Origin of the sequence: Ectobacillus funiculus (assembly GCF_004138295.1) — a bacterium.
Taxonomy (GTDB): domain Bacteria; phylum Bacillota; class Bacilli; order Bacillales; family Bacillaceae_G; genus Ectobacillus; species Ectobacillus funiculus.
In genome coordinates this window covers 1-21,937 of record NZ_SCFM01000020.1, presented here as the reverse complement: position 1 = coordinate 21,937, position 21,937 = coordinate 1, and the positions used below count along the sequence as shown (strand labels likewise).

Annotated in this window: 22 protein-coding genes; 15 read left to right on the top strand and 7 right to left on the bottom strand. The window is 39.6% G+C overall.

Annotated elements, in window-relative coordinates:
• The first annotated feature begins 25 nt into the window (after positions 1-25).
• The gene (locus tag EP737_RS14755; protein ID WP_129728741.1) at positions 26-973 is read left to right on the top strand and encodes a ketopantoate reductase family protein; all 948 of its coding nucleotides are present in this window, start codon (positions 26-28) and stop codon (positions 971-973) included.
• A gap of 293 nt (positions 974-1,266) precedes the next feature.
• Positions 1,267-1,791, top strand: a complete 525-nt coding sequence (locus EP737_RS14750) for a KdsC family phosphatase (protein ID WP_129728740.1) — start codon at positions 1,267-1,269, stop codon at positions 1,789-1,791.
• A gap of 103 nt (positions 1,792-1,894) precedes the next feature.
• On the opposite strand, the gene EP737_RS14745 is transcribed toward EP737_RS14750, so the two are convergent.
• Positions 1,895-2,101, bottom strand: coding sequence for an ion channel (locus EP737_RS14745; protein ID WP_129728739.1), 207 nt, complete (start codon positions 2,099-2,101; stop codon positions 1,895-1,897).
• A gap of 179 nt (positions 2,102-2,280) precedes the next feature.
• Here EP737_RS14745 and EP737_RS14740 point away from each other — a divergent pair, with 179 nt between their 5' ends.
• Positions 2,281-2,754, top strand: coding sequence for a hypothetical protein (locus EP737_RS14740; RefSeq protein WP_129728738.1), 474 nt, complete (start codon positions 2,281-2,283; stop codon positions 2,752-2,754).
• A 303-nt stretch (positions 2,755-3,057) separates the two neighbouring features.
• On the opposite strand, the gene EP737_RS14735 is transcribed toward EP737_RS14740, so the two are convergent.
• Positions 3,058-3,300 carry a hypothetical protein gene (locus EP737_RS14735; protein WP_129728737.1) on the bottom strand — a complete coding sequence of 81 codons (243 nt, stop codon included), beginning with the start codon at positions 3,298-3,300 and terminating at the stop codon, positions 3,058-3,060.
• Between the two features lie 245 nt (positions 3,301-3,545).
• Between EP737_RS14735 and EP737_RS14730 the strand changes: the two genes are divergently transcribed.
• Entirely contained in the window at positions 3,546-3,755 is a 210-nt protein-coding gene (locus tag EP737_RS14730; RefSeq protein WP_129728736.1) for a hypothetical protein, read from the top strand.
• The gene (locus EP737_RS14725) at positions 3,755-4,363 is read left to right on the top strand and encodes a GH25 family lysozyme (protein ID WP_129728735.1); all 609 of its coding nucleotides are present in this window, start codon (positions 3,755-3,757) and stop codon (positions 4,361-4,363) included. The genes EP737_RS14730 and EP737_RS14725 overlap by 1 nt, the downstream gene beginning before the upstream one ends.
• 378 nt (positions 4,364-4,741) lie before the next feature.
• Here EP737_RS14725 and EP737_RS14720 read toward each other — a convergent pair whose 3' ends face one another.
• Positions 4,742-5,575, bottom strand: a complete 834-nt coding sequence (locus EP737_RS14720) for a TetR/AcrR family transcriptional regulator (RefSeq protein WP_129728734.1) — start codon at positions 5,573-5,575, stop codon at positions 4,742-4,744.
• Positions 5,576-5,669: 94 nt separating this feature from the next.
• Here EP737_RS14720 and EP737_RS14715 point away from each other — a divergent pair, with 94 nt between their 5' ends.
• From EP737_RS14715 to EP737_RS14700, 4 genes are all read left to right on the top strand, one after another.
• Positions 5,670-8,756, top strand: coding sequence for an efflux RND transporter permease subunit (locus EP737_RS14715; protein WP_129728733.1), 3,087 nt, complete (start codon positions 5,670-5,672; stop codon positions 8,754-8,756).
• 275 nt (positions 8,757-9,031) lie between these two features.
• The gene (locus tag EP737_RS14710) at positions 9,032-10,309 is read left to right on the top strand and encodes a glycoside hydrolase family 18 protein (RefSeq protein WP_129728732.1); all 1,278 of its coding nucleotides are present in this window, start codon (positions 9,032-9,034) and stop codon (positions 10,307-10,309) included.
• Between the two features lie 364 nt (positions 10,310-10,673).
• A complete protein-coding gene (locus EP737_RS14705; protein ID WP_129728731.1) occupies positions 10,674-11,474 on the top strand; it encodes an N-acetylmuramoyl-L-alanine amidase family protein in 801 nt (266 codons plus the stop codon).
• Between the two features lie 382 nt (positions 11,475-11,856).
• A complete protein-coding gene (locus EP737_RS14700; protein WP_129728730.1) occupies positions 11,857-12,132 on the top strand; it encodes an ArsR/SmtB family transcription factor in 276 nt (91 codons plus the stop codon).
• Positions 12,133-12,293: 161 nt separating this feature from the next.
• Here the strand turns inward: EP737_RS14700 and EP737_RS14695 are convergent, their stop codons facing one another.
• Positions 12,294-12,698 (bottom strand): hypothetical protein, encoded by a 405-nt coding sequence (locus tag EP737_RS14695; protein WP_129728729.1) that lies wholly within the window; start codon positions 12,696-12,698, stop codon positions 12,294-12,296.
• Positions 12,699-13,287: 589 nt separating this feature from the next.
• Positions 13,288-13,809 carry a CBO0543 family protein gene (locus tag EP737_RS14690; protein ID WP_129728728.1) on the bottom strand — a complete coding sequence of 174 codons (522 nt, stop codon included), beginning with the start codon at positions 13,807-13,809 and terminating at the stop codon, positions 13,288-13,290.
• 174 nt (positions 13,810-13,983) lie between these two features.
• On the opposite strand from EP737_RS14690, the gene EP737_RS14685 reads away from it, so the two are divergent.
• The 5 genes from EP737_RS14685 (at position 13,984) to EP737_RS14665 (ending at position 19,102) form a co-directional block, all read left to right on the top strand.
• A complete protein-coding gene (locus EP737_RS14685; protein ID WP_129728727.1) occupies positions 13,984-14,193 on the top strand; it encodes a hypothetical protein in 210 nt (69 codons plus the stop codon).
• Positions 14,193-15,044: a GH25 family lysozyme gene (locus EP737_RS14680; protein WP_129728726.1), complete on the top strand. Its 852-nt coding sequence runs from the start codon at positions 14,193-14,195 to the stop codon at positions 15,042-15,044. Before EP737_RS14685 ends, EP737_RS14680 begins: the two co-directional genes overlap by 1 nt.
• A 153-nt stretch (positions 15,045-15,197) precedes the next feature.
• The gene (locus EP737_RS14675) at positions 15,198-16,277 is read left to right on the top strand and encodes a nitric oxide synthase oxygenase (protein ID WP_129728725.1); all 1,080 of its coding nucleotides are present in this window, start codon (positions 15,198-15,200) and stop codon (positions 16,275-16,277) included.
• 358 nt (positions 16,278-16,635) lie between these two features.
• Entirely contained in the window at positions 16,636-17,988 is a 1,353-nt protein-coding gene (locus tag EP737_RS14670; RefSeq protein ID WP_129728724.1) for an FAD-binding oxidoreductase, read from the top strand.
• Positions 17,989-18,637: 649 nt separating this feature from the next.
• Positions 18,638-19,102 carry a VanZ family protein gene (locus EP737_RS14665; RefSeq protein ID WP_129728723.1) on the top strand — a complete coding sequence of 155 codons (465 nt, stop codon included), beginning with the start codon at positions 18,638-18,640 and terminating at the stop codon, positions 19,100-19,102.
• A 545-nt stretch (positions 19,103-19,647) separates the two neighbouring features.
• Here EP737_RS14665 and EP737_RS14660 read toward each other — a convergent pair.
• Entirely contained in the window at positions 19,648-20,169 is a 522-nt protein-coding gene (locus EP737_RS14660; protein ID WP_129728722.1) for a hypothetical protein, read from the bottom strand.
• Positions 20,170-20,769: 600 nt separating this feature from the next.
• On the bottom strand, positions 20,770-20,925 hold the full coding sequence (locus tag EP737_RS25650; RefSeq protein WP_165350811.1) for a hypothetical protein: 156 nt from the start codon (positions 20,923-20,925) through the stop codon (positions 20,770-20,772).
• A 716-nt stretch (positions 20,926-21,641) separates the two neighbouring features.
• Between EP737_RS25650 and EP737_RS14655 the strand changes: the two genes are divergently transcribed.
• Positions 21,642-21,937 (top strand): helix-turn-helix domain-containing protein (locus EP737_RS14655; RefSeq protein WP_165350810.1); only part of this gene is annotated, 296 nt, incomplete at its 3' end.

Below are 21,937 nucleotides of genomic sequence, written 5' to 3'. Positions count from 1 at the left end.
TACATACTCGAGAGGTGATGAGCACATGAAATTCTTAGTTGTGGGAGCTGGAGCGGTAGGGGGCTATTTTGGCGCAAGATTAGCGGAAAAGGGAGAAGATGTGACGTTTCTTGTTCGAAAAAATAGAGAAGATCAACTACGTGCAAGAGGGCTAGTTGTTCACAGCACACATGGAGATGTAATCCTTCAGCCAAAGACAATCCGCAGTGGTCAAACGGGAGCATTTGATGTAATTCTTATTGGCACAAAGGCATATCATTTGGAACAAGTGATTGAGGATATTCGGCCATTTGTTCATAAAGATACGGTACTGATTTCTATGTTGAATGGGATTGAACAGATCACGAAGCTTCGTCAAGCCTTTTCAGACCATTCGGTAATAGGCGGAGTTTGTTTTATAGAAGCTACCTTGTCGGAAACAGGAGATATTATTCAAAGAGGTGCTTCTCATCGGTTTATATTCGGGGAGTGGAACGGGGAAAAAACAGAACGTATTCTAGCAATAGAACAGGCATTTGCTAATACAAAGGCTCAAGTGAGCGCAGTTTGCAATATTCTGCAGGAAATGTGGCACAAGTATTTATTTATTACAACAGTTTCCGGAGTTACAACACTATTTCAGCAGCCTATTGGTCCTATTAGAGAGGTGCCAATGGGGACAGAGCTGCTACAAAATCTGCTAGCGGAAATTGCTCAAATTATGAGGGCGGCACAAGCAACAATTGCAGAAGACATTGAGCAGATACAATTCACAAGAATATGTGAGATGAATTACGATATGAAGTCTTCTATGCTGAGAGATATGGAGAAAGGACTTCCTGTTGAAGGTGACCACCTGCAGGGATACTTGCTGCAATTGGCACATGAACACGGCTTGCAAGCCCCTACTCTGCAGAGCATCTACGTGAATCTAAAGTTATACGAGAAAAGGTTTCATAGTAAAAATTCCATCGTCAGTGCAACTCGGGTTTAACAGTGAAGGACTCAGACAGGCTTCTATTAGATTGGGGTTAGTAGATAGTGCTCAGAACGAGGAAAGGAATTTTTAAGTATTTTTTTGGATAATCATATATAATTACAAACAGGCTTTCAGTTTAGAGATGGTGAAAGTAACTTACTGTCATTAGAACGGCATGATGTAGCTATTTTTACGAATTAAGAATAAGCAGCACATAGCTAACCCGCAAATATAGTTTATTTGTGTAGCTGGAAATGCTGAAATTCATGCTAAGAAACGACATAATAGGAATTGTAGGAGGATATCCCATGCAAAAAGTAAAATTACTTGTTTTAGATGTAGATGGTGTCCTGACTGATGGGAAGCTTTACTACGGCAGCTCTGGAGAAGAATATAAGTCTTTTCATACACAGGACGGGTTAGGGATTAATCTTGCTCGTCATAGCGGAATAAAGATTGCATTAATTAGCGGCAGAAGCTCCAATGCTGTTAAGAAGCGAGCAGCAGAATTAAAAATAGATGTTTTTTATCAAGGTATTCATGACAAGGTGCAGGTATTAAATGAAATTATGGCTGACTTCAATATAAATTTGGAGAATGTATGCTATATGGGAGATGATTTGAATGATCTTCCTATCCTTCAAATCGTCGGATACCCCGCAGCGCCGCAAAATGCAGTACCTTTGGTTAAGGAGAGTGCTCGCTTCATTTCAAAAGCAAATGGAGGAGAAGGCGCAGTGAGAGAGCTCATTGATCATATTTTAACTGAAGGATATGATTATAAATCCTTGTTACATCATTACTTTAATGGAATGATTACCTTTACTCAATAATACTGTTCCAAGGAAAAGATGATGTTTTTACAAAACTTGCACTTTCGTTGCCTCATAGCCGCAAACTATACACTTGCATTCTGCTTGTGTTTTGCGGTTTTTTTCATTGCATAGCACACGTATCATAATCGCCAAAACCAACTGTAGCAAGCGTTGTAAAGACCCAGTAAACAGCGGTTAAATACGATTTGAATGTTTGCGGCTCTATCCAAAGAGCAACATACGCAGCAACTAATATGTATAAGGTGACAAAAAGCAAAAAGATTTTGTTCCTTGACTTCACTAGATAATATAATAATTTCTTTATCATTTTCCGACAGAAGACCCCCACTTCAAGCACGTGATGGGCGTAGCCCAGTGGTAAGTGGGGGATGAATGTCGGCTAGGCGAATCGCCTAGCATGTTTGAATAGGAAAACTCTACTAGACAAACGTACGTTCCTTTGGTGATATATAATTACCAAAATGAACCAGAAGGGAGGAGGAGGGAATGAAGAAGTGTTATTTTTCCAATCGAATCTATAAACACACGATCCCTCACGATTTGAATCAGGAACTCTTTCATTCTCTCCGTCTCTATAACAGAGCCATGCGCACGGCTTATGCTTGGCAGACAAAACATCTACGCACAGGGAGCAAACCGTATGAAGGCAGTCTTCATCTTGCGATTAAGGAACAATTTCAAATGGACGACTATTATGCGAATAGTGCAGTCCAACAAGTAAATGCCCTTCGTACATCGCAAAAGGAACTACAAGCGTTGTATGTCAAACAGGTAGACAGTGTCGTGCAATCGATTCAAAAGAAATTAAAAAACGAACGCAGCAAGCTGACGGCATTGCGAAACATGAAGCAATCGATTGTGGATGGAAAACCGAAATTGCATAAGAGAATGGGGTATCGGGTGCATCAAACAGCTCCCGGTGCGGTATATGCGCTTCATCCTGTCTCTATTTCTCCTTAGAAGGAAAACGAAGCGGATGCCCCATGAGAAGCCTGTTGAACGGCTCTGTATTTCGCTTCCTAGGAAGAAGATACAGAATTCCCCACCTCAAGGAGCGTTAGCGAGTAGGTGGGGTAGTTCAATGTAATCCCCATCATAGCTCCCCCTAACTTCTAAATTATCGATTATATTTATACTTCCCAATTTTTTTAGTTGAGTATAACTATTAAAGGAACTTTTAACCAATTTAGGTGCAAGTATTAAAAGAAAAACAGCCGTATTGTAACAGCTGTTTTGGCGTTAGCAGACATTTTAGAAATATATTTATTCAGTGCCTGATGTTATTTTTGTGTAATAAGCAAGTATAAAAATAATTACAGGAGGAAGTGCCGCCAATCTAAACCACCCCTCTGCACTTCCGAAATACACAGATAGGGCTGGCAATAAAAGCGCAATGCCGCTCGCTAATAATGCCTTCCACGATTTTTTCCATACACCCCAAAACAGTAAAAATAATGAAGCTCCAATCAAGACCCAATAAAGAATAGCTACCAAGAAGAAATCCATATTTGTTCTCCCCTTTGTCCAACTTTCTGTATCTATCTATAAATTATATGTTTATATTCACTATATGCTCCGTCCGCTCAATAGGAAATTAACAAATAACATGCTCATGCTCAAATAAAAAGAGGATCGTAAACTTAGGTGATTGTCCTATCTCTCACTAGTCCTATGCGACATAGTATATAGAACAAAGCTAGTACGTTTTTTAATATCACAAACGTGCCGCTAATCAAAATAGGAGGATCACTATGAAACTTACAAAAGAAAATATTTTGAAACGTCTTCGCAACTGGAAAGCATGGGTTGCGCTATTTGCGTTAATTGGGATGATTGCAAAGTCCCTTGGCTATGCGGATTTTGAGGGGCAGCTTGGGCAAATTCAGGAGGTTATCTATACGGTAGGTGTTATACTGGGTTTATGGACTGACCATGAAACAGTGCAGGGAGAGGATACTTGATGGGAAAAATAGCTGATTTTTCACATCACAATTCGATTGATTGGAGCAAAGCAAAGGACGAGCTAGATCTTGCTATTATTCGTGTGCAATATGGCTCTTCTTTCATTGATACAAAATATAAACAATTCGTAGCTGGATGCAAAAGCTACAATATACCATTTGGGCATTATGCATATTGCCGCTTTGTGAGTGTAAATGATGCAGTGGTAGAGGCGAAGGATTTTATAGCTCGTGCAGATAAGGCCGCTAAGTTCTTAGTAGCAGATGTAGAGGAAGTGAGAGTAAAAAATCCAACAGATCTTATCCCTGCTACGCAAGCATTCATTGACACTTGCAAGGCTGCCGGCTGGAAGGTCGGCTTATATACAGGACATTTCTTTTATAAAAAGTATGGTATGAGCCAAGTAATAGCTGACTTTTTATGGATTCCTCGTTACTCCTCAATTGATATTGGACAACCTACAGGGGCTAAGCCAGATATGGCATGCGATGTATGGCAATATACAGAAAAAGGAAGGCTCGCTGGTGTAAACGGGAATGTGGACTTAAATTTACTTATTGGAGACAAACCACTCGAATGGTTTACTGGTGCGCCGCTAGGGAGCTAATGGCAGTACCTTATACAAAGCCATTCTTTCCAGCACTGCTTTTTGATAAGCAAAAGCTCTTGAAGAATTTGAGAGTAAAGGTATTCAAGGATGAAGAAGTTGCTCTTAAGGCCATGCAGAGCAAAGCAAATTTATCGTAGAACCAAAGAACCATAGCATGCGGTAAACGAAATAAAGAAATGAAGCCCTTTCCTCAAACGGAAGGGCTTTTTGACACTGTAAGAAAGTATAAATTTCCAGCTAGAAGTGAATTCGGCGTAGTCGGAAATTTTAGCACTACAGTATAAGGGCAACTACGCCTCTGTCTTCGCCCAAGAGCAGGGCTTGCCAGTCGGCGAGTTTTCTTTATTCTACCTCAACCTATGTGCAGAGTGCTCCTTACAATTCATAATGGTTACGAAGTAAATAAGCAATCCATTTACAATGGGGGTGATTGCGAATATTTTCTAGTAACCCTTTCACGATTGCAGGTCCAAAGCTCGGTTCAAGCAGCTGTTGCTTGAGCAGGATTACCGATTCTTTTTCAATACCCTCTTCGATTTCTGCTATTTTTTGCTCCATAATTTCAAGAATTTGCTCCTTTGTTACCTCTTCATTCATCGGTTGCTTACACATTTGGAGCAGCTCTTGTGAAATGAATGGTATCGTTGTATGTCTTGCCAGTACATTTGTTTTTTCCACAAGCGATCGAGCCAATAGCTCCAAATCCAATGGTACGTTATAGAATAAAAATAGATGGGAATAAATACTCATGAAGCCTTTAATACAATACATAATATCATATTTTGTCTGATCGGCCTCTTTACTATATAAACGTTCAATCATCGCTAAGATATTTTTTTCAATCAATCTGTCGTAGTAATGAAATTTGAAGATGAGTTCTTGGTTAAATGATTGTGCTTGCTCTTTAATGAGAATTTTCGCGAAATCAGAATGTTTATAAAAAGAATTAAATGCTGTGTAATAGAACTCATATAAAAGTTTTTGATCATCACTCGCATCTCTGACCACGTAGTCAATATCAGATGTGAGTTGGATCATGAAATGATCGATTAGGGCTAAAATCAATTCATCCTTTGACTTAAAAGATAAATAAAAAGCACCTTTAGAAATACCGCAATACTCAGTTATTTGTTGAACGGATGTGGCTTCGAAGCCTTGTTTTGCAAAAAGCTCTAGCGCCTTTTCCATAATTAATTGTTTTTTAATCATCTTCTCGCTCCCAGGTTATATTGTTGACAAATGACTGATTAGTCATTACTATAAATGAGTGATCTAGATAAGTTAATTAAAGGTAGGTGTAGCAGTGAAAGGCTTAGTTAATTTTGTCTTAAGGAATAAACTAGCTGTTTGGTTACTTACAATCATTATCACTGTATCTGGTATTTATTCAGGTACACGCATGAAGATGGAAACAATTCCGGATATTTCAATCCCTTACTTAATTGTGACGGATGTCTATCCAGGAGCAACTCCTAGGAAGGTAATGGAAGATGTGTCCATCCCCTTAGAGAAAGCAGCAGAGAATCTTGAACACGTAAAATCAGTTAACTCAAATTCCTATTCTAACATGGCAAGTATTCAAGTGGAATATGAATACGGCGTAGATATGGATGAAGCAAAACGCGCATTGCAATCTGCGTTAGATGCCGTGGAATTGCCAGAAGGAGCACAAAAGCCGAAAACTACAGCAGTTAGCATGAACATGATGCCGGTTGTTGCCTTAAGTGTAAGCAGTTCAAAAGAGGATATTGTTGAATTAACGTCAACCGTAGAGGAAAGCTTACTTCCAAAAATCGAGAAAATCGATGGTGTTGCGTCTGCGACTATGACAGGTCAGCATGTTGAGGAAGTGGATCTTACTTATAACAAAGCCAAAATGGCTGAGCTTGGCTTAACCGAGGATAAAGTAAAGCAAATGATTCAAGCGAGTGACCTCTCTGTTTCGTTAGGGCTTTACAAATTTAAAGAAGGTGAACAAGCTGTAGCTATCGATGGTAAGTTCATGACGGCTGATGAATTAAAGAATATGCTTATTCCTGTAACACCATCAGCAGCAAATCCATCACCATTTGTGAAGCTAAGTGACATCGCTACAATTGATGTGGTTGGTAAAGTGGAATCGGTTTCACGTACAAATGGTAAAGAAGCCATTGCGATTCAAATTGTCAAAGCTCAGCAGGCTAACACTGTTGATGTTGTAAACAAAGTGAAGAAGCTCGTTAAAGAAGAAAAGGCAAAATATGATGATCTTGTTATCGATGTAACACTTGATCAAGGTGCACCAATTGAAAAATCCGTTTCAACGATGGTGGAAAAAGCAGTATTTGGCGGTTTAATCGCTGTATTAATTATTCTGCTATTCTTACGCGATCTTAAATCAACAATTATTTCCATTATCTCTATTCCAGTTTCCATTTTCATGGCATTTATGTTGTTAAACTGGATGAATATTACGCTAAATATTATGACGCTCGGGGCGGTTACAGTTGCCATTGGTCGTGTAATTGATGACTCTATCGTAGTAGTTGAAAATATTTACCGACGTTTGCATTTAAAAGAAGAGAAATTAACAGGACGAGCACTTGTACGCGAAGCGACAATTGAAATGTTCAAGCCGATTCTCTCATCAACATTAGTAACGGTGGCCGTATTCGCACCGCTTATGTTCGTTGGCGGTATGGTCGGTGAGCTATTCACACCATTCGCGTTAACAATGACGTTTGCACTTGGAGCTTCGTTAATTGTTGCGATTACGATTGTTCCTGCATTGTCTCACTTCTTATTTAAGAAGAAGTTATACGGCGAAAAAGCAGCAAACAGCCATAAAGAGGCTGGTGCATTATCTAATTGGTATAAAGGGGTCCTAGAGAAGGCACTTAACCATAAAATCATTACTTCATTGCTTGCTGTTGTTTTATTAGTCGGCAGTTTGGCATTAACACCATTAATCGGTTTTAGCTTTATGGGAAGCGAAGAAGAAAAAGTGATGTACTTAACGTACACACCAAAAGCAGGTGAGCTGCCGGAGGATACATTAGCTAATATTAAAGTGGTCGAAGAAAAGATGCTAAAACGTGATGATATTGATATCGTTCAATTATCCGTAACGAAAAATGGCGATTCGACGGCGGCCATGATGGGTGGCGGAGCAGGCGGCGGTGCATTGATGTATCTCATCTTTGACCCTGACATGAAAAACTTCCCAGAAGTTCGTGATAAAATTGAAAAGTATGTAAAAAACATAGGACAAACAGGTGAATGGAAGAGCCAAAACTTCTCTTCTACGTCCGCTTCTTCAAATGAGGTTAAGTACACATTTTACAGTGAAGATTTAGATAAACTGAATCAATCTGTAAAAACGGTAGAAAAAGAAATGAAGAAGGTTAAAGGTTTAAAAGATGTTTCCTCTAGCGTAGAAGATGCCTACGTTGAGTATACATTCAAAGTAGCACAAGCTGAATTGCTGAAGTATGGTTTAACAACGGGACAAATCGCCGCGATGTTAAGCCCTGCAAAAACACAAGATGTGTTAACAACGGTTAAGAAAGACGGCGACACATTAAATGTCATTGTACAGCAGGACCAATCTGCACAGCCAAAATCAATTGATGATATGTTAGCAACACAGGTACCGACAGCAACTGGTGCAACAATGCCGCTTTCGGAGCTTGTGAAGGTTGAAAAAGGTACAACGTTAAATACACTTGCACGCAGTAAAGGTGAATACTACGCAACTGTTTCAGGAACAATCATTGGTAATGATGTTTCAAAGGTCACACCGAAGATAGATAAAGCAATCGATAAATTAGACTTGCCTAAAGGTGTTACAGTTGATGTTGCCGGTGTAACGGCAGACATGAAGGAAACATTTACACAGCTTGGTATAGCTATGGCTGCCGCTGTGGCAATCGTGTACTTTATCCTTGTTGTCACATTCCGTGAAGGTGTCGCTCCGTTTGCGATCCTGTTCTCGTTACCATTTGCGGTTATTGGTTCATTTGTCGGCTTATTAATCGGTCGTGAAACAATCTCTGTCTCCGTCATGATGGGTCTATTAATGTTAATTGGTATTGTTGTAACAAATGCCATTGTCCTTGTAGACCGCATTATTCATATGGAGCGTGACGGAATGAGCATGCGTGAAGCAATTCTCGAAGCTGGCGCAACGCGTCTACGTCCAATTCTAATGACAGCAATCGCAACGGTTGGCGCGTTAATCCCATTAGCAGCGGGCTCAGGCGGTGGCGGTTTAATCTCGAAAGGTCTTGGTATTACAGTAATTGGTGGTTTAACAAGTTCGACGTTATTAACATTAATTATTGTACCTATCGTTTATGAAGTATTATCTAAGCTATTCAAGAAAAACCGTAAAGAAATAGAAGAAAACTAATTGTTCAGCCCTGCAAGGAATGCATCTTGCAGGGCTTTTTCTTGCATTTTAGGAATACAGTGTAAGTGCAGCTGCGTCTCTGTCTTCGCCCAGAGGGCAGAGCTTGCCAATCGGTGAGTTTTTCGTTATGAATTTCCCATAAACCTAGGCAGCTTTCATGTTAACAGAGAAAAGGATAATGGGAATGATGCAAGCAAGAATTTAGCAGGAATTCAAAATATCTATATTACGGATATCATAAAGTATATAAAAGCAAAATGTCAGGAGGAGCGTCCGTGCAAATACATGTAGTACAAAAGGGAGATACCTTATGGGCACTTTCAAAATATTACAATGTTGATATAAAACAAATACTCGCGGTAAATCAACTAGGAAGCTCTGGGAGTTTAGTGGTCGGTCAATCACTGGTCATTCCTACGCCTGGTTTAATACAATATACTATTAAAGTGGGTGATACCCTTCCAGCAATCGCCCAGCGATACGGGGTCACGGTGCAAGCTATTTTACAAACAAACAGCCTTACGATTTATTCGCCGATTTATATAGGGCAAACCTTGCTTATTCCCAAAAGGATCCAGACAAAGATTGAGGTGAATGCTTATACTACTAGTATTAGTGATCAAACAGGAAAAGACATCAAAAATGTAGGACGGTATCTTACGTATATTTCCCCATTTACGTATGCTTTTACAGATAACGGAACTATTGTCACAATAAAAGATACGTCTATTTTAGCAGCTTCCAAAGCCCAACATGTAGCACCTCTTCTTGTCCTCGCAAATCTTACAGGTGGAAAATTCAGCTCTGATCTTGCAGCAACGATCCTTCGTAAGCCCAACTTACAAAAAACGCTCATTACAAATATAGTTAAAACAATAAAGGCTAAAGGCTACAAGGGTTTAAGCTTTGATTTTGAAAATGTATATCCAGAAGATCGTAAAAACTATGAGGATTTCTTAAAAAAAATGGCAACTGAACTACACAGAGCAGGGCTCTTCCTTTCTGCAGCAATGCCGCCCAAACTTAGTGATCAGCAAACGGGATTACTGTACGAAGCACAGAACTATGCTTCTCAAGGGAATATCTTAGACTTTGTGACCCTTATGACTTATGAATGGGGCTGGGCTGGCGGGCCGCCATTAGCAATCGCTCCAATTAACGAGGTACAACGGATATTAAATTTTGCGATTACAGTCATTCCGCGTAATAAAATCCTCATGGGGGTCCCTCTATACGGAAGAGACTGGAAAATTCCGTGGGTGAAGGGAACACAGGCGAAGGTAGTTAGTCATCAAGAAGCAATTCGCTTGGCCGCAAAGTACGGCGTCACCATCTATTACCATGAAACCTATCAATCTCCCTACTTTCAATATACTGACGAAACAGGGCAGCAACATGAGGTATGGTTTGAGGATGCACGCAGCATACAAGCTAAATTTGATACAGTTAGACAATATGGTCTTCGTGGTATCAGTTATTGGAAGCTAGAAAATCAGTTTGCACAACAGTGGGCAGTTCAGGATGCGAATTTCTTAGTACAGAAATTGGTATAAGGTGCTTACACTATCGAAAAGGATAAACTTCCAGCTAGAAATGATTCGATGCAGTCGGAAATTTTAGGAAGACAAGGAAACAAAAGCTCTGTAATTTTGCTGCGGGAAATGAATAGAATTCAGGCTTGAAAGCGTAGGGCACTGATTCAGGGAGCATATTTGCTCTCGGCTTCGGTGTCCTCTTTTAGTGTAGCGCAATCCTACACACTCTATCATGCTTCCGGCGCATTAAAATGAGATGAATGCTGGTAGTTTGGAAAACTTGGCCATCTGTCCTATCACGCGTTAGCTGTCTTTTACATAGTATAAGACAAGCCAGTCTATGAGCTTTTTTCATATTGCTGGTAAAACAAGAGAATAGGAGATGGTGTCAATAGTTAAGATTTATATCGATGCAGGTCATGGAGGACAAGATAGCGGAGCGGTAGGAAATGGATTGCAGGAAAAGAATATTGTGCTAGAAATCGCGCGCCAAATGAATCAAATTTTAGTGAAAGAATACGAAAACGTGCAAACAGCTATGACACGCATGGATGATACGTTTGTATCCTTATCAGACCGTGCAAGTCGCGCGAACGCATGGGGAGCGGATGCCTTTATTTCCATTCACTGTAATAGCGGCGGCGGGAAAGGATTTGAGTCTTACCGTTATAGCGGTGCATCCGATTCACGTACAATTGCTTTTCAAAATACAGTACACGATCATGTAATGGGATTTTACCGTCAACAGGGCATTGTAGACCGAGGCAAGAAGTCCGCTAACTATGCTGTTCTTCGTGAAACAAACATGATTGCTGTTTTGACAGAAAACTTATTTATGGATAATGTAGAGATAACAAAGTTTAATGATTTGAATTTCCTTATCGGGGCAGCCCGTGCTCACGCGGAGGGAGTAGCAGCATTTTTCGGATTGAAAAAGAAAACTCAAATCGTATATATTTATACTGGGGGATACGCTGGAAATGCACTTGTAGAAGTGCATGATTACTTGTTCCGTACAGGGGATGGCTTCGATTGCAAGCGCGGGGAAGACGGTTCCATTATCTTCTTAATCGGTCCGTTTGATACGTCGCAACAGAATTTTAAGGACTGCAAAAATTTCTTAGATTCAAAAGGACACTACAACAAACTTCTGTCGCCTGAAGAAGCTGCAGACTGGCGATAAGAAAGGCGGGCACGGTCCGGACGAAGCCCATTCATGGAAGCTTTCTGTGTGTTCTTCGACACAAAAGTCGCTTTTTTCCTTTTGTGTCGAAGATTATTCTGGAGACTGAGGCAAACCGGGGGGCTAGAAAATGTCCCAAAAAGTTATACTTAAAGTGAACTAAGCGAAGCCGCCTTTTAGAGCGGCCTTTTCTTATTCTTTCATAGATTATTGTTTTAGAGGGCATCTACACCTCTGTCTTCGTCCGGGGAGCAGGGCGAAGACAATTAGTGAATCTTCTCTATATTTAGAAAAAATGTTTGGAAACATTTACACGCTTAATTATTTTTTGATATTGTTGTATCATGATAGAAAGGTATGAAAAGGGAAGTGAGGTAACGAGATGAACATTGAAGAATTTAGGGATAGTGCAGAGATGTTAAAAGTAGTAGCTCATCCTACCCGCCTTGCACTTATAAAAGTTATGATTGAAAAAGGACCATTAAATGTAACTTCTCTTTATGAAGAATTTGGCATGCCTCAAAGTACAATTAGCCAGCATCTAGCAAAATTAAAGGCTGTTAATGTCGTATCAGGAACGCGTAAAGGCTTGGAGATTTACTACGAGTTAAAGGACGCGCGAGTAGCAGTCATTCTCAATGCGTTAGCTGGTGCTTAAGACATCATTACCAGCTATTTCTCAAGAAAGATTTACATGTTAATATAGGCCAAAAGCGAAAGCATGAGGGCGTTGATTCAGAAAGGATAGTTGCTTTTTGTTTCAGTGTCCTCTTTTGGTTTAGAAAGGGATGGAAAAACAAGCTGCTGTAAACAACAACATTAAGCCTCGATAGTTTTCTTAGTCTTCTTATAGCAGTAATCGATACATTCATAAAAGGAGAGGAATAGCGAGATAACCGTTATATACGTCGGGAATGAGTAAATCAGTTTCCAGCCATGGTAGGTAAATAAACCTAATTTTATATTGATGTATTCAAAAAACACCGCAAATATAGCCCAAACTAGAATATAAAAGACAATTTGAACGCCTCTTGGAAGAAGAATATCATAAAGGTAGACGCATAAATAACCAAAAGGAAGATAAACTCCATCTAACAGTAAATCAAATACTTCATATTTCTCCGAATCATTTAAACGATAAAAGTCATAAGGCGAGATAGCAGCGATGCTGTGATCAAGAACCTTAGGGATTGCTACACTTAATAATAGGATAAGAATAGTCATCGATGCAGGGAATCTTTTAGGTAATTTAAATAAAATACTACTCAAAAGGAGGATAATGATTATAAACCATTCATTTTCATCGAAGTGTTTTGGAAAAATAAACATGGATTAAATGAGCCCCTCTTTACATAATGTTTTTCGATACCACTGCCATAAAAGGTATGACATAGATACGATAAAAGACCACTTGATAAGTGAATAAGAAAAATTCCAATTTTTTTCAATAATGGTATCTAACAAAATAAAACAAAATTCAACTGAAGCTATTATAAGTATGGCTAATAAAAGGAGAGCGTACTTTTTTACTTTATGCTGAATAAGCATTGAAATATCAAAGAACCAAATAACGAGTAAAGGATAAAGGATAAGCAGGCCAAGAGTCTCGGTCCAAAAGTTTCCTAAATCCGTTGAAAGCTTTAACCATTTAAGATTGACAAAAACCATCCAAGCGATGCTGTGAGTAATTAACCAAGAGATCATCCAAAGGAAAAAAATCTCAAATATATGCATTCGTTTCGAAGTAACACAAAAAGAAATCAAAAGTAGTAAGGTTATGGCTATAAAAATTGGGAAGACCATTTCGTTCACCCTATTTCAATGTTTTCATAGGTACATCAAAGACATTCCATAAAACAATCATCCAAATCATTGAAAGGCCCCAGGCTAAAAGCGGGTTTTTATGATGAAGCCGCAGCATGGAAAACATTACAGCATCAAATGCTAATGACCACCACATATTCCATCCGTGATAATGATGTAGCAAGTTAAAGTGAAGATCGATACATTCGATCGTAGCATAAAGAAGGATCCAGAAAGCCTGCCACAACAGCTGCTTCCACCAAATATGCGGGTATTTCCCGAGATATATTAAGATTGTAGATGGATATACAATCGCCATAACCATGAGGTTAATGACGAGATGTCCAAAGAAAATGTGTTCTCCAATTACGGTTTCCTGATACTCCCACATACGATGAGTGTACAGGAGAGCATTCTTTAAGAGGTCGCCGCCAATAAAGAACAGGATTGTTGGATAGTAAGCTCTCCAGTTCCGCCAATCCCCCCATTTTATTGCTGCAGCCAAAAATAACATAGTGTATATAAAGTGCATCTACTATCTACCTGCCCTTTACTTGAATAACTTAATTATGCCAAATAAGGAAGGTTATTAATCCTAGAACTTGGGCGGTTATCCTGTAACTTATTAGCCTTGTCTTGCATAGTATAGGACAAGCTAGTACATTTCTTTCGTTAATGTACAGCTAATAAAAACAGGGGGACTGCCATGAAACTTACAAAAGAAAATATGTTCAAACGTCTTCGCAACTGGAAAATATGGGTTGCGCTATTTGCGTTGGTTGGGATGATTGCGAAATCTCTTGGTTATGCGGAGTTTGAGAGACAACTTGGGCAGCTTCAGGATATTGTATATATATTAGGTATCATGTTAGGAGTATGGACTGATCATGAAACAACGAGAGGAGATGCTGCATAATGGGAAAAATAGCTGATTTCTCACACCATAATTCAGTCGATTGGAGCAAGGCAAAGGATGAGCTAGATCTTGCTATTATTCGCGTACAGTACGGATCTACCACAATTGATACAAAATATAAGGAGTTTGTAGCTGGCTGCAAGACATATAATATTCCTTTTGGACACTATGCATATTGCCGCTTCGTGAGCATCAATGATGCGATTGTAGAAGCGAAGGATTTTATATCTCGTGCAGATAAAGCTGCAAAATTTTTAGTAGCGGATGTCGAAGAAATGACAACAAGGAATCCAGCAGACCTTATCCCTGCTACACAAGCCTTCATTGATACCTGCAAGGCCGCAGGTTGGAAGGTCGGATTATATACAGGTCATTCCTTTTACCAACAATACGGAATGAATCGAGTAAGAGCCGATTTTTTATGGATTCCTCGTTTTGCTGCAAATGATATTGGACAACCTACAGGACTTAAGCCTGACATGCCTTGTGATCTTTGGCAATATACTGCAAAGGGAAGGCTTGCTGGGGTAAGTGGAGATGTAGACCTAAATATGCTAGTCGGAAATAAAACCCTTGCATGGTTTATCGGAACTAGCGGCAAGCCAACTGGAGAGATTCGTTATATCTATACAGGCGGCTTCGCTGGCGCTGCACTTGGGGAAGTGCATCATTATCTGTTTACAACCGGGCATCATTTTGATGTAAAACGCGGCCCTGACGGATCTCTCATTTTCCTGATCGGTCCATTCGATACAGGCATGGAGAATTATGCAGATTGTAAAGCATTTTTAGATAGTCATGGCCATTACAATAAACTGCTAACACCGGAGGAAGCTGCAGACTGGAGATAAAAGAAAGAAGCCTTCTCGCAGAGGCTTCTTGGATAATTTAGAATTTGAGTTGAATGAATTTATCAACATATTTTCAACAAATAGGGTTTAATTTTATTCAATCCCTCTATGATAGATAATATTAGTACATAATCTATCATAGGGGGATTTATTTTGATTAACGATTTACTTCAGGAAGCAAAAGAATTTATTAGTTCTTGCTATCAAGAATTAAATAAAACGGAACAGGAACAAGAAGCTAGGTTAAATGAAATTAATAACCAAATACTAAGCCAAGGCTTTTATGAACACACAACTGCAGAACTAGAATATGGTGCCAAAGTAGCTTGGCGTAATAGCAACCGTTGTATCGGAAGGTTATTTTGGGATCATTTAAATGTTATTGATAAGAGGCACTTAAACTCAGAAGAGGAAATGGTTGAAGCTTTATTTGAGCACATCGAATATGCAACTAATCAAGGTCGTATACGACCGACAATAACAATTTTTTCACAGAAAAATCCTAATAAAACGGTGCGTATCTGGAATCACCAATTAGTTCGTTATGCAGGCTATCAAACGGAACAAGGTGTTTTAGGAGATCCTCACTCCTTAGCTTTTACCGAGACATGTATAAATTTAGGTTGGGAACCGAAGTATGGAAAATTTGATGTCTTACCGTTAGTCATTCAAATAAATGAGAATCCTCCAAAATTAGTCGAGATTCCAGAAAAACTTCTGCTTGAGGTTTCCATTCGTCATCCTCATTATACATGGTTTGAAGATTTAAACTTAAAATGGTATGCAGTACCGATGATTTCGGATATGATTCTAGAAATTGGCGGCATTACCTATCCGGCAGCTCCCTTCAATGGCTGGTATATGGGCACTGAGATAGGGGCAAGAAACCTAGCAGATGAATTGCGATACAATATGCTTCCTCAAATAGGGAATTTAATGGAATTAGATATGAAAACTAATACATCTTTGTGGAAGGATAGAGCGCTCTTAGAACTGAATGCAGCCGTTTTGCATTCTTTTAAGGAAGATGGTGTTAGTATAGTAGACCATCACACGGCAGCTCAGCAATTTAAAAAATTTGAAGAGAAAGAAATAGAAAATAACAGGGCCGTTTCAGGTGATTGGACTTGGCTCATCCCACCCTTATCACCAGCTACAACCCATATTTTTCATAAGCCCTATCATAATAAAATTATAAAGCCCAACTATTTTTATCAGCCTAAACCTTATTAATTTTTGAATACCTGCTACAATGTAACTTACTGTTTCAAAGTCTTGATTTTGCAGAAGCAAAGAATCCTTGTGAAGATGAATTGTAGGACTGTCTAAAGTTACATTACTTGCTGTTCAAGAAAGCAGTGGTAACAACTGAAATGTTTGAAGAATTGTTCTGAGAGATAAACTGTGCTGTTAGTCCTGTTATGGTGAACCATGCGACAAATGATAAATACACATGGGATATTACTTCTGCCGCAAAACCTTCGGGACATTTCGAATCCCTTATTTCTCCCTTATACAGCATGTGTCTTTTCGAAAGGTTTTTCATAGTATATAACATCTTCTCTACATCGTCTGAGAAAGGGGTTATATTTTGGAAAGGACAAAGCTTACCGGGAGAATCGTTACACCTGACGATCGTGAATATGAGCTGGCAAGAATCAATAATGACTTAAGCAGCCCAAAGTTCCCAAGGATCATTGTATTTTGTCAGGAGATCGAGGATGTATTAAATGCATTGAAATGGGCAAGGGAAAATCATGTCCCATTTCGGGTAAGGAGCGGCCGGCATAGCTATGAAAATTTTTCCTTAGTAAATGATGGTCTTGTAATTGATATCAGTGAAATGTACAAAATCAAAGTCGATCTTGAAACAATGACTGCCAAAATAGAAGCTGGCGCTAATTTGGGGCAGGTATATCATACATTATGGGAATACGGGACGACTATCCCTGCAGGAACCGAAAGCAGCGTTGGGCTTGCAGGCCTTACGCTCGGCGGGGGAATCGGTATGTTAACTCGATTGTTTGGACTGACTTGTGACAATCTGCTTGAAATTGAAATGGTAAGAGCGTGTGGAGATAGAGATGCTAAGCTGATTAAAGCCAACAAACATCTCAATAGTGATCTATTTTGGGCTTGCCGCGGAGGCGGAGGCGGAAACTTTGGCGTTGTTACATCCTTTACATTCAGGATTCATCCTATCTCGACGGTATCCATCTTCTCCATTACATGGGAGTGGGAGGATTTCGAAGCTGCCTTTGATGCATGGCAGCATTGGGCACCTGAAACGGAAGCACTCCTTACTTCAGAAATTGAACTAAAATCAAAGGAAGCAAACCAAATTATCGCTCAAGGTGAATTTGTTGGAACGTCATCAAGATTAGAACAGCTTCTATGGCCATTAACGACAACCGGTTCGCCAACAAGTATATTGATAAGAGAAGTCCCATACATTGAAGCTGTGCGATTCTTTGAGGATTCGAGTGGAAACATACCAGCCCCCCGCAAGCGATCAGGCTCTTTTGTGAATAAACCTTTTCCAATGAAAGCGATCTTAACAATGAAGGACTTTTTAGCAAACGCTCCAAATGAAAAGTCTGGCATTTGGCACCAATCTCTTGGAGGAGTGGCAGGCCGGATCGCTCCAAATGAAACAGCTTTCTATTACCGAGATGCCATTATCGCCCAGCAATACTTCGCTACATGGAACGAACCTTCAGAGGAACGGCAAAATGCCCGCTGGATAGAAGCATTAAGGGATGCTTTGTCGCCATATACAACGGGTGATTACGTGAATTGGCCAGATCAGTGCATTAGAGATTGGCCAACAGCGTACTATGGAGAAAATTTTCATAGACTTCGAGAAGTGAAAACTGAATATGATCCATTTAATGTGTTTAAATTCCCTCAAAGTATCCCGCCTTTTAATAGATGGTTTTGGTGATCCATAAAGCCTCTCTGTAACTTAGCGACAGAGAGGCTTTATTATGCGCTCTCCCAGGATGCTAGAATATTTCTGGTTCGTTAACTGAAATATCAGCGTGCGGAGGGAGTTTTGATGTCAAAAGACACTGATATAGGTTTGTAACAAAGGTTAAGGAACTGTAAATCTTTTTTTGAAAGGTCTCCTCCTTATATAGAAAACAATATGCTACCATTAAGTTAGGGGGATGATAACGTGAAGTATTTCAAGAAATGGAAGAAGATTTATTACGGAGTTCTCCTTGCTCACAACGAGTTGATCCTACAAGGGTGTTTGGATGACAATTTGAGGAAGAACATTCAAAATAAGATCAGTTATTATCATAAAAAGGTCCAAGCCATCGGTGACTAAATATGGGATGGGCGCTTTTTTCACACTTTCAGCAAGTATAAATTTCTAGCAGGTAGACAATTCGACGTAGCGAGAAACTTTAGGAATAAAGTATAAGTGCAACTATGCTTCTGTCTTCGTTCAAGGGCAGAGCTCGCCAATCGGTGAAGGCGTTCTAAAGCTGAACAGAGTACAGTCTTAGTGGAAGTGATCACTTAACAATTTACTACACTTCTCTGCCTAGGCTATGAAACTTAAAGGTAAAGAGGAGGGAATCTATATGGTTAATAGGTTTTGGCTGCTAATGACCATTCTGTGGTGTATGGCGATTTATTTGTTTACTGCTACGCCATCATTTACTAGTCAGAATACTAAAGATGTAGTTCAAGAGACTGTTCAGACTTCGTATCATGCACCTCATAAAGATACTAATGATACGAAGTTCTATCTAACAACAGATTCTCTTAATCAGATTATGAGAAAATCAGCACATGTTGTGTTATTTGGGATGTTAGCTTGCTTAACCTGGAACACACTTCGTTTTAAGAGAAATCGCTACATCCTGTCATGGCTTTTTGTAACTGTGTATGCAGCTTCAGATGAATGGCATCAATCCTTTGTTCCAGGCCGTGGTGCAGCTGTGCACGATGTGGTATTGGATTCGACTGCAGCCTGCGTGCTTCTCTCAATTATATTCTTATGGCAGGCAAAGAGGGGGAAAAGGCCTCAGGGTATCATAGCTTAAAAAGAAGAGGAGTCCGATTAATTATCGGGCTCTTTTTCTTTTACACTGTAAGAAAGTATAAATTTCTAGCTAGAAGGCTACTCAACGTAATCTGAAGCAGTGTAAGGGCAACTACATCTCTGTCTTCACCAATCAGCTAGTTTTGAAAGAAATTTACAGGAAAGACACACCGTGTTCACAGAAGGTAGTTAGTATAGAATTACAGTTTTGGATAAAGAAGAACGAAAGGGTGATCAAAGTGCCAACCATGTACTTGAAACCTGTGTGGACTCCGCTAAAATGGTTTGGTATATCCGTTTTTAAGGATCAGGAAGACGGAAGGTACTATTACAAGAAGCGGGGAGGGACCCTGAAGCGTATAGGAAAAGCCTCCTAGAGTGAAGTTTTATCAAAAAATAGGGAAGAACATCCCTTCCTCAATCATGTGAAGGGAAATTGAAGCAGGGGTACTCTTGCAGCAAAATCTGTTAGACGAACTATAAGCAAGGACAAAAGCCGTTTCTTTTCATGAAATCAAAACAAAAAGGAACGGATTTTTCCGTCCTTTATTTATTCTGGTCGCCCCATTCAGTTATTCCGTAAAAATAGCCGTCACCGTCGCCGTTATTCATTACAACGTCAAGGTCGTGGAAGTATCGGTGAAGTTTCCGAAGGTCGCCTTTGTTTTCATTGGCTTTAAGATTTTCTGCCAATTCCCGAATGTCTTTGAAATCCGCTACCAAGTCGGCGTCCCCGTTGTAATTTATTTGATTTAGTTCCAAAACAATATCTTTTGCTCTTTCATGAACGGCTTTCCAATTGGGCGAATCAATAGCACCCCAACCCGTCAAGTCATTCAACGAACTATGATTCGAAGAAACAAAGCCCGTCGGCATATCCGCCTCGATCGATGGTGTTGACTTTGTTTGAGTCGGAGAGTCTTCATATGCTCCTTCTTGTGTTGTTGCTTTTGCCACCGTGTCCTTGCTATTGAATGAAGTCGCTATCCCGTAAAAGCTTCCAATGATTACGACCCCAATACAAATCCAAAATATTGTCCAAAATGTTTTATTTTTCATAATGGTCATAAGCACTTCCCCCTAATGCAAGTTTCTAAGTTATGTACATATTTCCATTATAAATAGTAATTTGAATATTTTGAAACAATATTACTTGCGATCAGATATAAAGCAGCGGTATACAAGCTTACATAAGCATACGCTGTGGGTTGTTGAGGATTGATAGCAGGAGTTAGTATTCGCTTGACAATAACGCATGTACAACGGAACAGGGGAGTATATCTTTCTAGCGTTTGCTAGCGGTATGCAGAAAGAACTACGGGAATCTAGCGTTATACAGCAGTAGCTAGCGACAGCATGTAGGGTCGTAAAGAATACGGGAGTTAAGCACACTCTTCTTTCTTTTGGTCTACGAATCTGTGCGAGGATCAATACGAAGTGTAATCGAAAGATAATACGAAGAAGCTACAAAGCTAGCGAAGAGAATAAATGGAGAAGCGATCCTTCTTTCTCTTCTCATGAATGAAACGAAGCAAGCGGCGAATGAGGATCGATCATAAAAAGTAGCTAGATACATGAGCGTTATTGGATCGTTAAAAGTTGTGATCCCCAAGCAAGGGCAGTCGGGGCTACATTATTACCTTTAAATCACTAGCAATGTTTTTTTACTCAGGACGTACCCATTAATGGCTCAAGGGATGAAAGCGACACAAGCTCGACAGTAAACCTGCGGCTCATATCTTCTATTTCCGCCAAACCGTTACGATAGACGAAAAGAATCCGATACCATTTTGCGTTGTAAATAACAATATCTCCACATTTCAAACAAAGCCCTCCCGATATTTTTAATCTGTTAACTAATTTTAGCATCTAAATGTAAAGATTTCGTAAGATTTATGTAAAAAAGCGCACCGCATAGCGCCATAAGAAAAGAGAGAAAGCGCCTATATTATAAGGAGTGCTGCCTTGATCTATTCACATCGGCTCATAGATCATTACTATTTGCTGCGCCGAGTATTAGCGATTAAATGTAGGGAATGTAAATACACGAAGCCGTTAGGCAAGTGTCAGGCTTGCCCGCTAGTACAAGCGTCAATTTAAAAAGACATGTTATTTCCTGCGTAGAAGAACGAAAGGAACACAGATAACAGAAGTCAAGACATGCAAAAAACTGCTGTATCCCTTGCAGCTCTAAGGGTGAAGGCGAGGGGAATTTTACGAAAGTCTATAAGGGCACAGTGACAAAGCTACTTAAACGCCTAGCAGATAGCGAAGCAGGTGTAATCTTTCGATGCCTGTCGTATATCCGCTACAAAGTATACGCGCTTGTAGAAAATCCGCATGAAGAGGATTTAACAGATTTTCTGAAAAGAAGTCCCCTTCCTCAAGGAATGCGAAGGGCGTAGCTCAAATGAGTAGGTGGGGGATGAATTTTCAGTAGGCGTAAGCCTATTTCTTTCTCTTCTTTGTAGTTGGTTATTGAAAACAGAACACACATTCGTTATAATAGTATTACCAATACATGGAAGGTGGTGTTGAACATGGCAACTAGGGAAGATGGAACTCATATAAAAGGAACAAAAAAATCTTTACCAGATGGTTGGATCACTTCTGGTTTTCGTTTTTCTATTGTTCCTACTGAAGAACAAGCGATACGCCTAGAACGAGCATTTGGGTGTGAGAGAAAGGTTTACAATGTATATATAGCTGGTTTGTATGAACATTTGGAAGGGATTGGATTTGAAGGTGGTTTTATTCGTTATAAGGTTCCTTCCTACACAACGATTACTGCTCAATACGATTATTTAGATAAAAGCAATGATTCTTTTGTCTACAA

Coding starts and splice junctions, on each gene's coding strand:
- EP737_RS14695 (WP_129728729.1), bottom strand. CDS start 12,698: ATGACTATTCTTATCCTATTATTAAGTGTAGCAATCCCTAAGGTTCTT.
- EP737_RS14685 (WP_129728727.1), top strand. CDS start 13,984: ATGAAACTTACAAAAGAAAATATGTTCAAACGTCTTCGCAACTGGAAA.
- EP737_RS14730 (WP_129728736.1), top strand. CDS start 3,546: ATGAAACTTACAAAAGAAAATATTTTGAAACGTCTTCGCAACTGGAAA.
- EP737_RS14745 (WP_129728739.1), bottom strand. CDS start 2,101: ATGATAAAGAAATTATTATATTATCTAGTGAAGTCAAGGAACAAAATC.
- EP737_RS14660 (WP_129728722.1), bottom strand. CDS start 20,169: ATGACCATTATGAAAAATAAAACATTTTGGACAATATTTTGGATTTGT.
- EP737_RS14725 (WP_129728735.1), top strand. CDS start 3,755: ATGGGAAAAATAGCTGATTTTTCACATCACAATTCGATTGATTGGAGC.
- EP737_RS14720 (WP_129728734.1), bottom strand. CDS start 5,575: ATGATTAAAAAACAATTAATTATGGAAAAGGCGCTAGAGCTTTTTGCA.
- EP737_RS14665 (WP_129728723.1), top strand. CDS start 18,638: ATGGTTAATAGGTTTTGGCTGCTAATGACCATTCTGTGGTGTATGGCG.
- EP737_RS14755 (WP_129728741.1), top strand. CDS start 26: ATGAAATTCTTAGTTGTGGGAGCTGGAGCGGTAGGGGGCTATTTTGGC.
- EP737_RS14705 (WP_129728731.1), top strand. CDS start 10,674: ATGGTGTCAATAGTTAAGATTTATATCGATGCAGGTCATGGAGGACAA.
- EP737_RS14700 (WP_129728730.1), top strand. CDS start 11,857: ATGAACATTGAAGAATTTAGGGATAGTGCAGAGATGTTAAAAGTAGTA.
- EP737_RS14690 (WP_129728728.1), bottom strand. CDS start 13,809: ATGCACTTTATATACACTATGTTATTTTTGGCTGCAGCAATAAAATGG.
- EP737_RS14740 (WP_129728738.1), top strand. CDS start 2,281: ATGAAGAAGTGTTATTTTTCCAATCGAATCTATAAACACACGATCCCT.
- EP737_RS14750 (WP_129728740.1), top strand. CDS start 1,267: ATGCAAAAAGTAAAATTACTTGTTTTAGATGTAGATGGTGTCCTGACT.
- EP737_RS14680 (WP_129728726.1), top strand. CDS start 14,193: ATGGGAAAAATAGCTGATTTCTCACACCATAATTCAGTCGATTGGAGC.
- EP737_RS14735 (WP_129728737.1), bottom strand. CDS start 3,300: ATGGATTTCTTCTTGGTAGCTATTCTTTATTGGGTCTTGATTGGAGCT.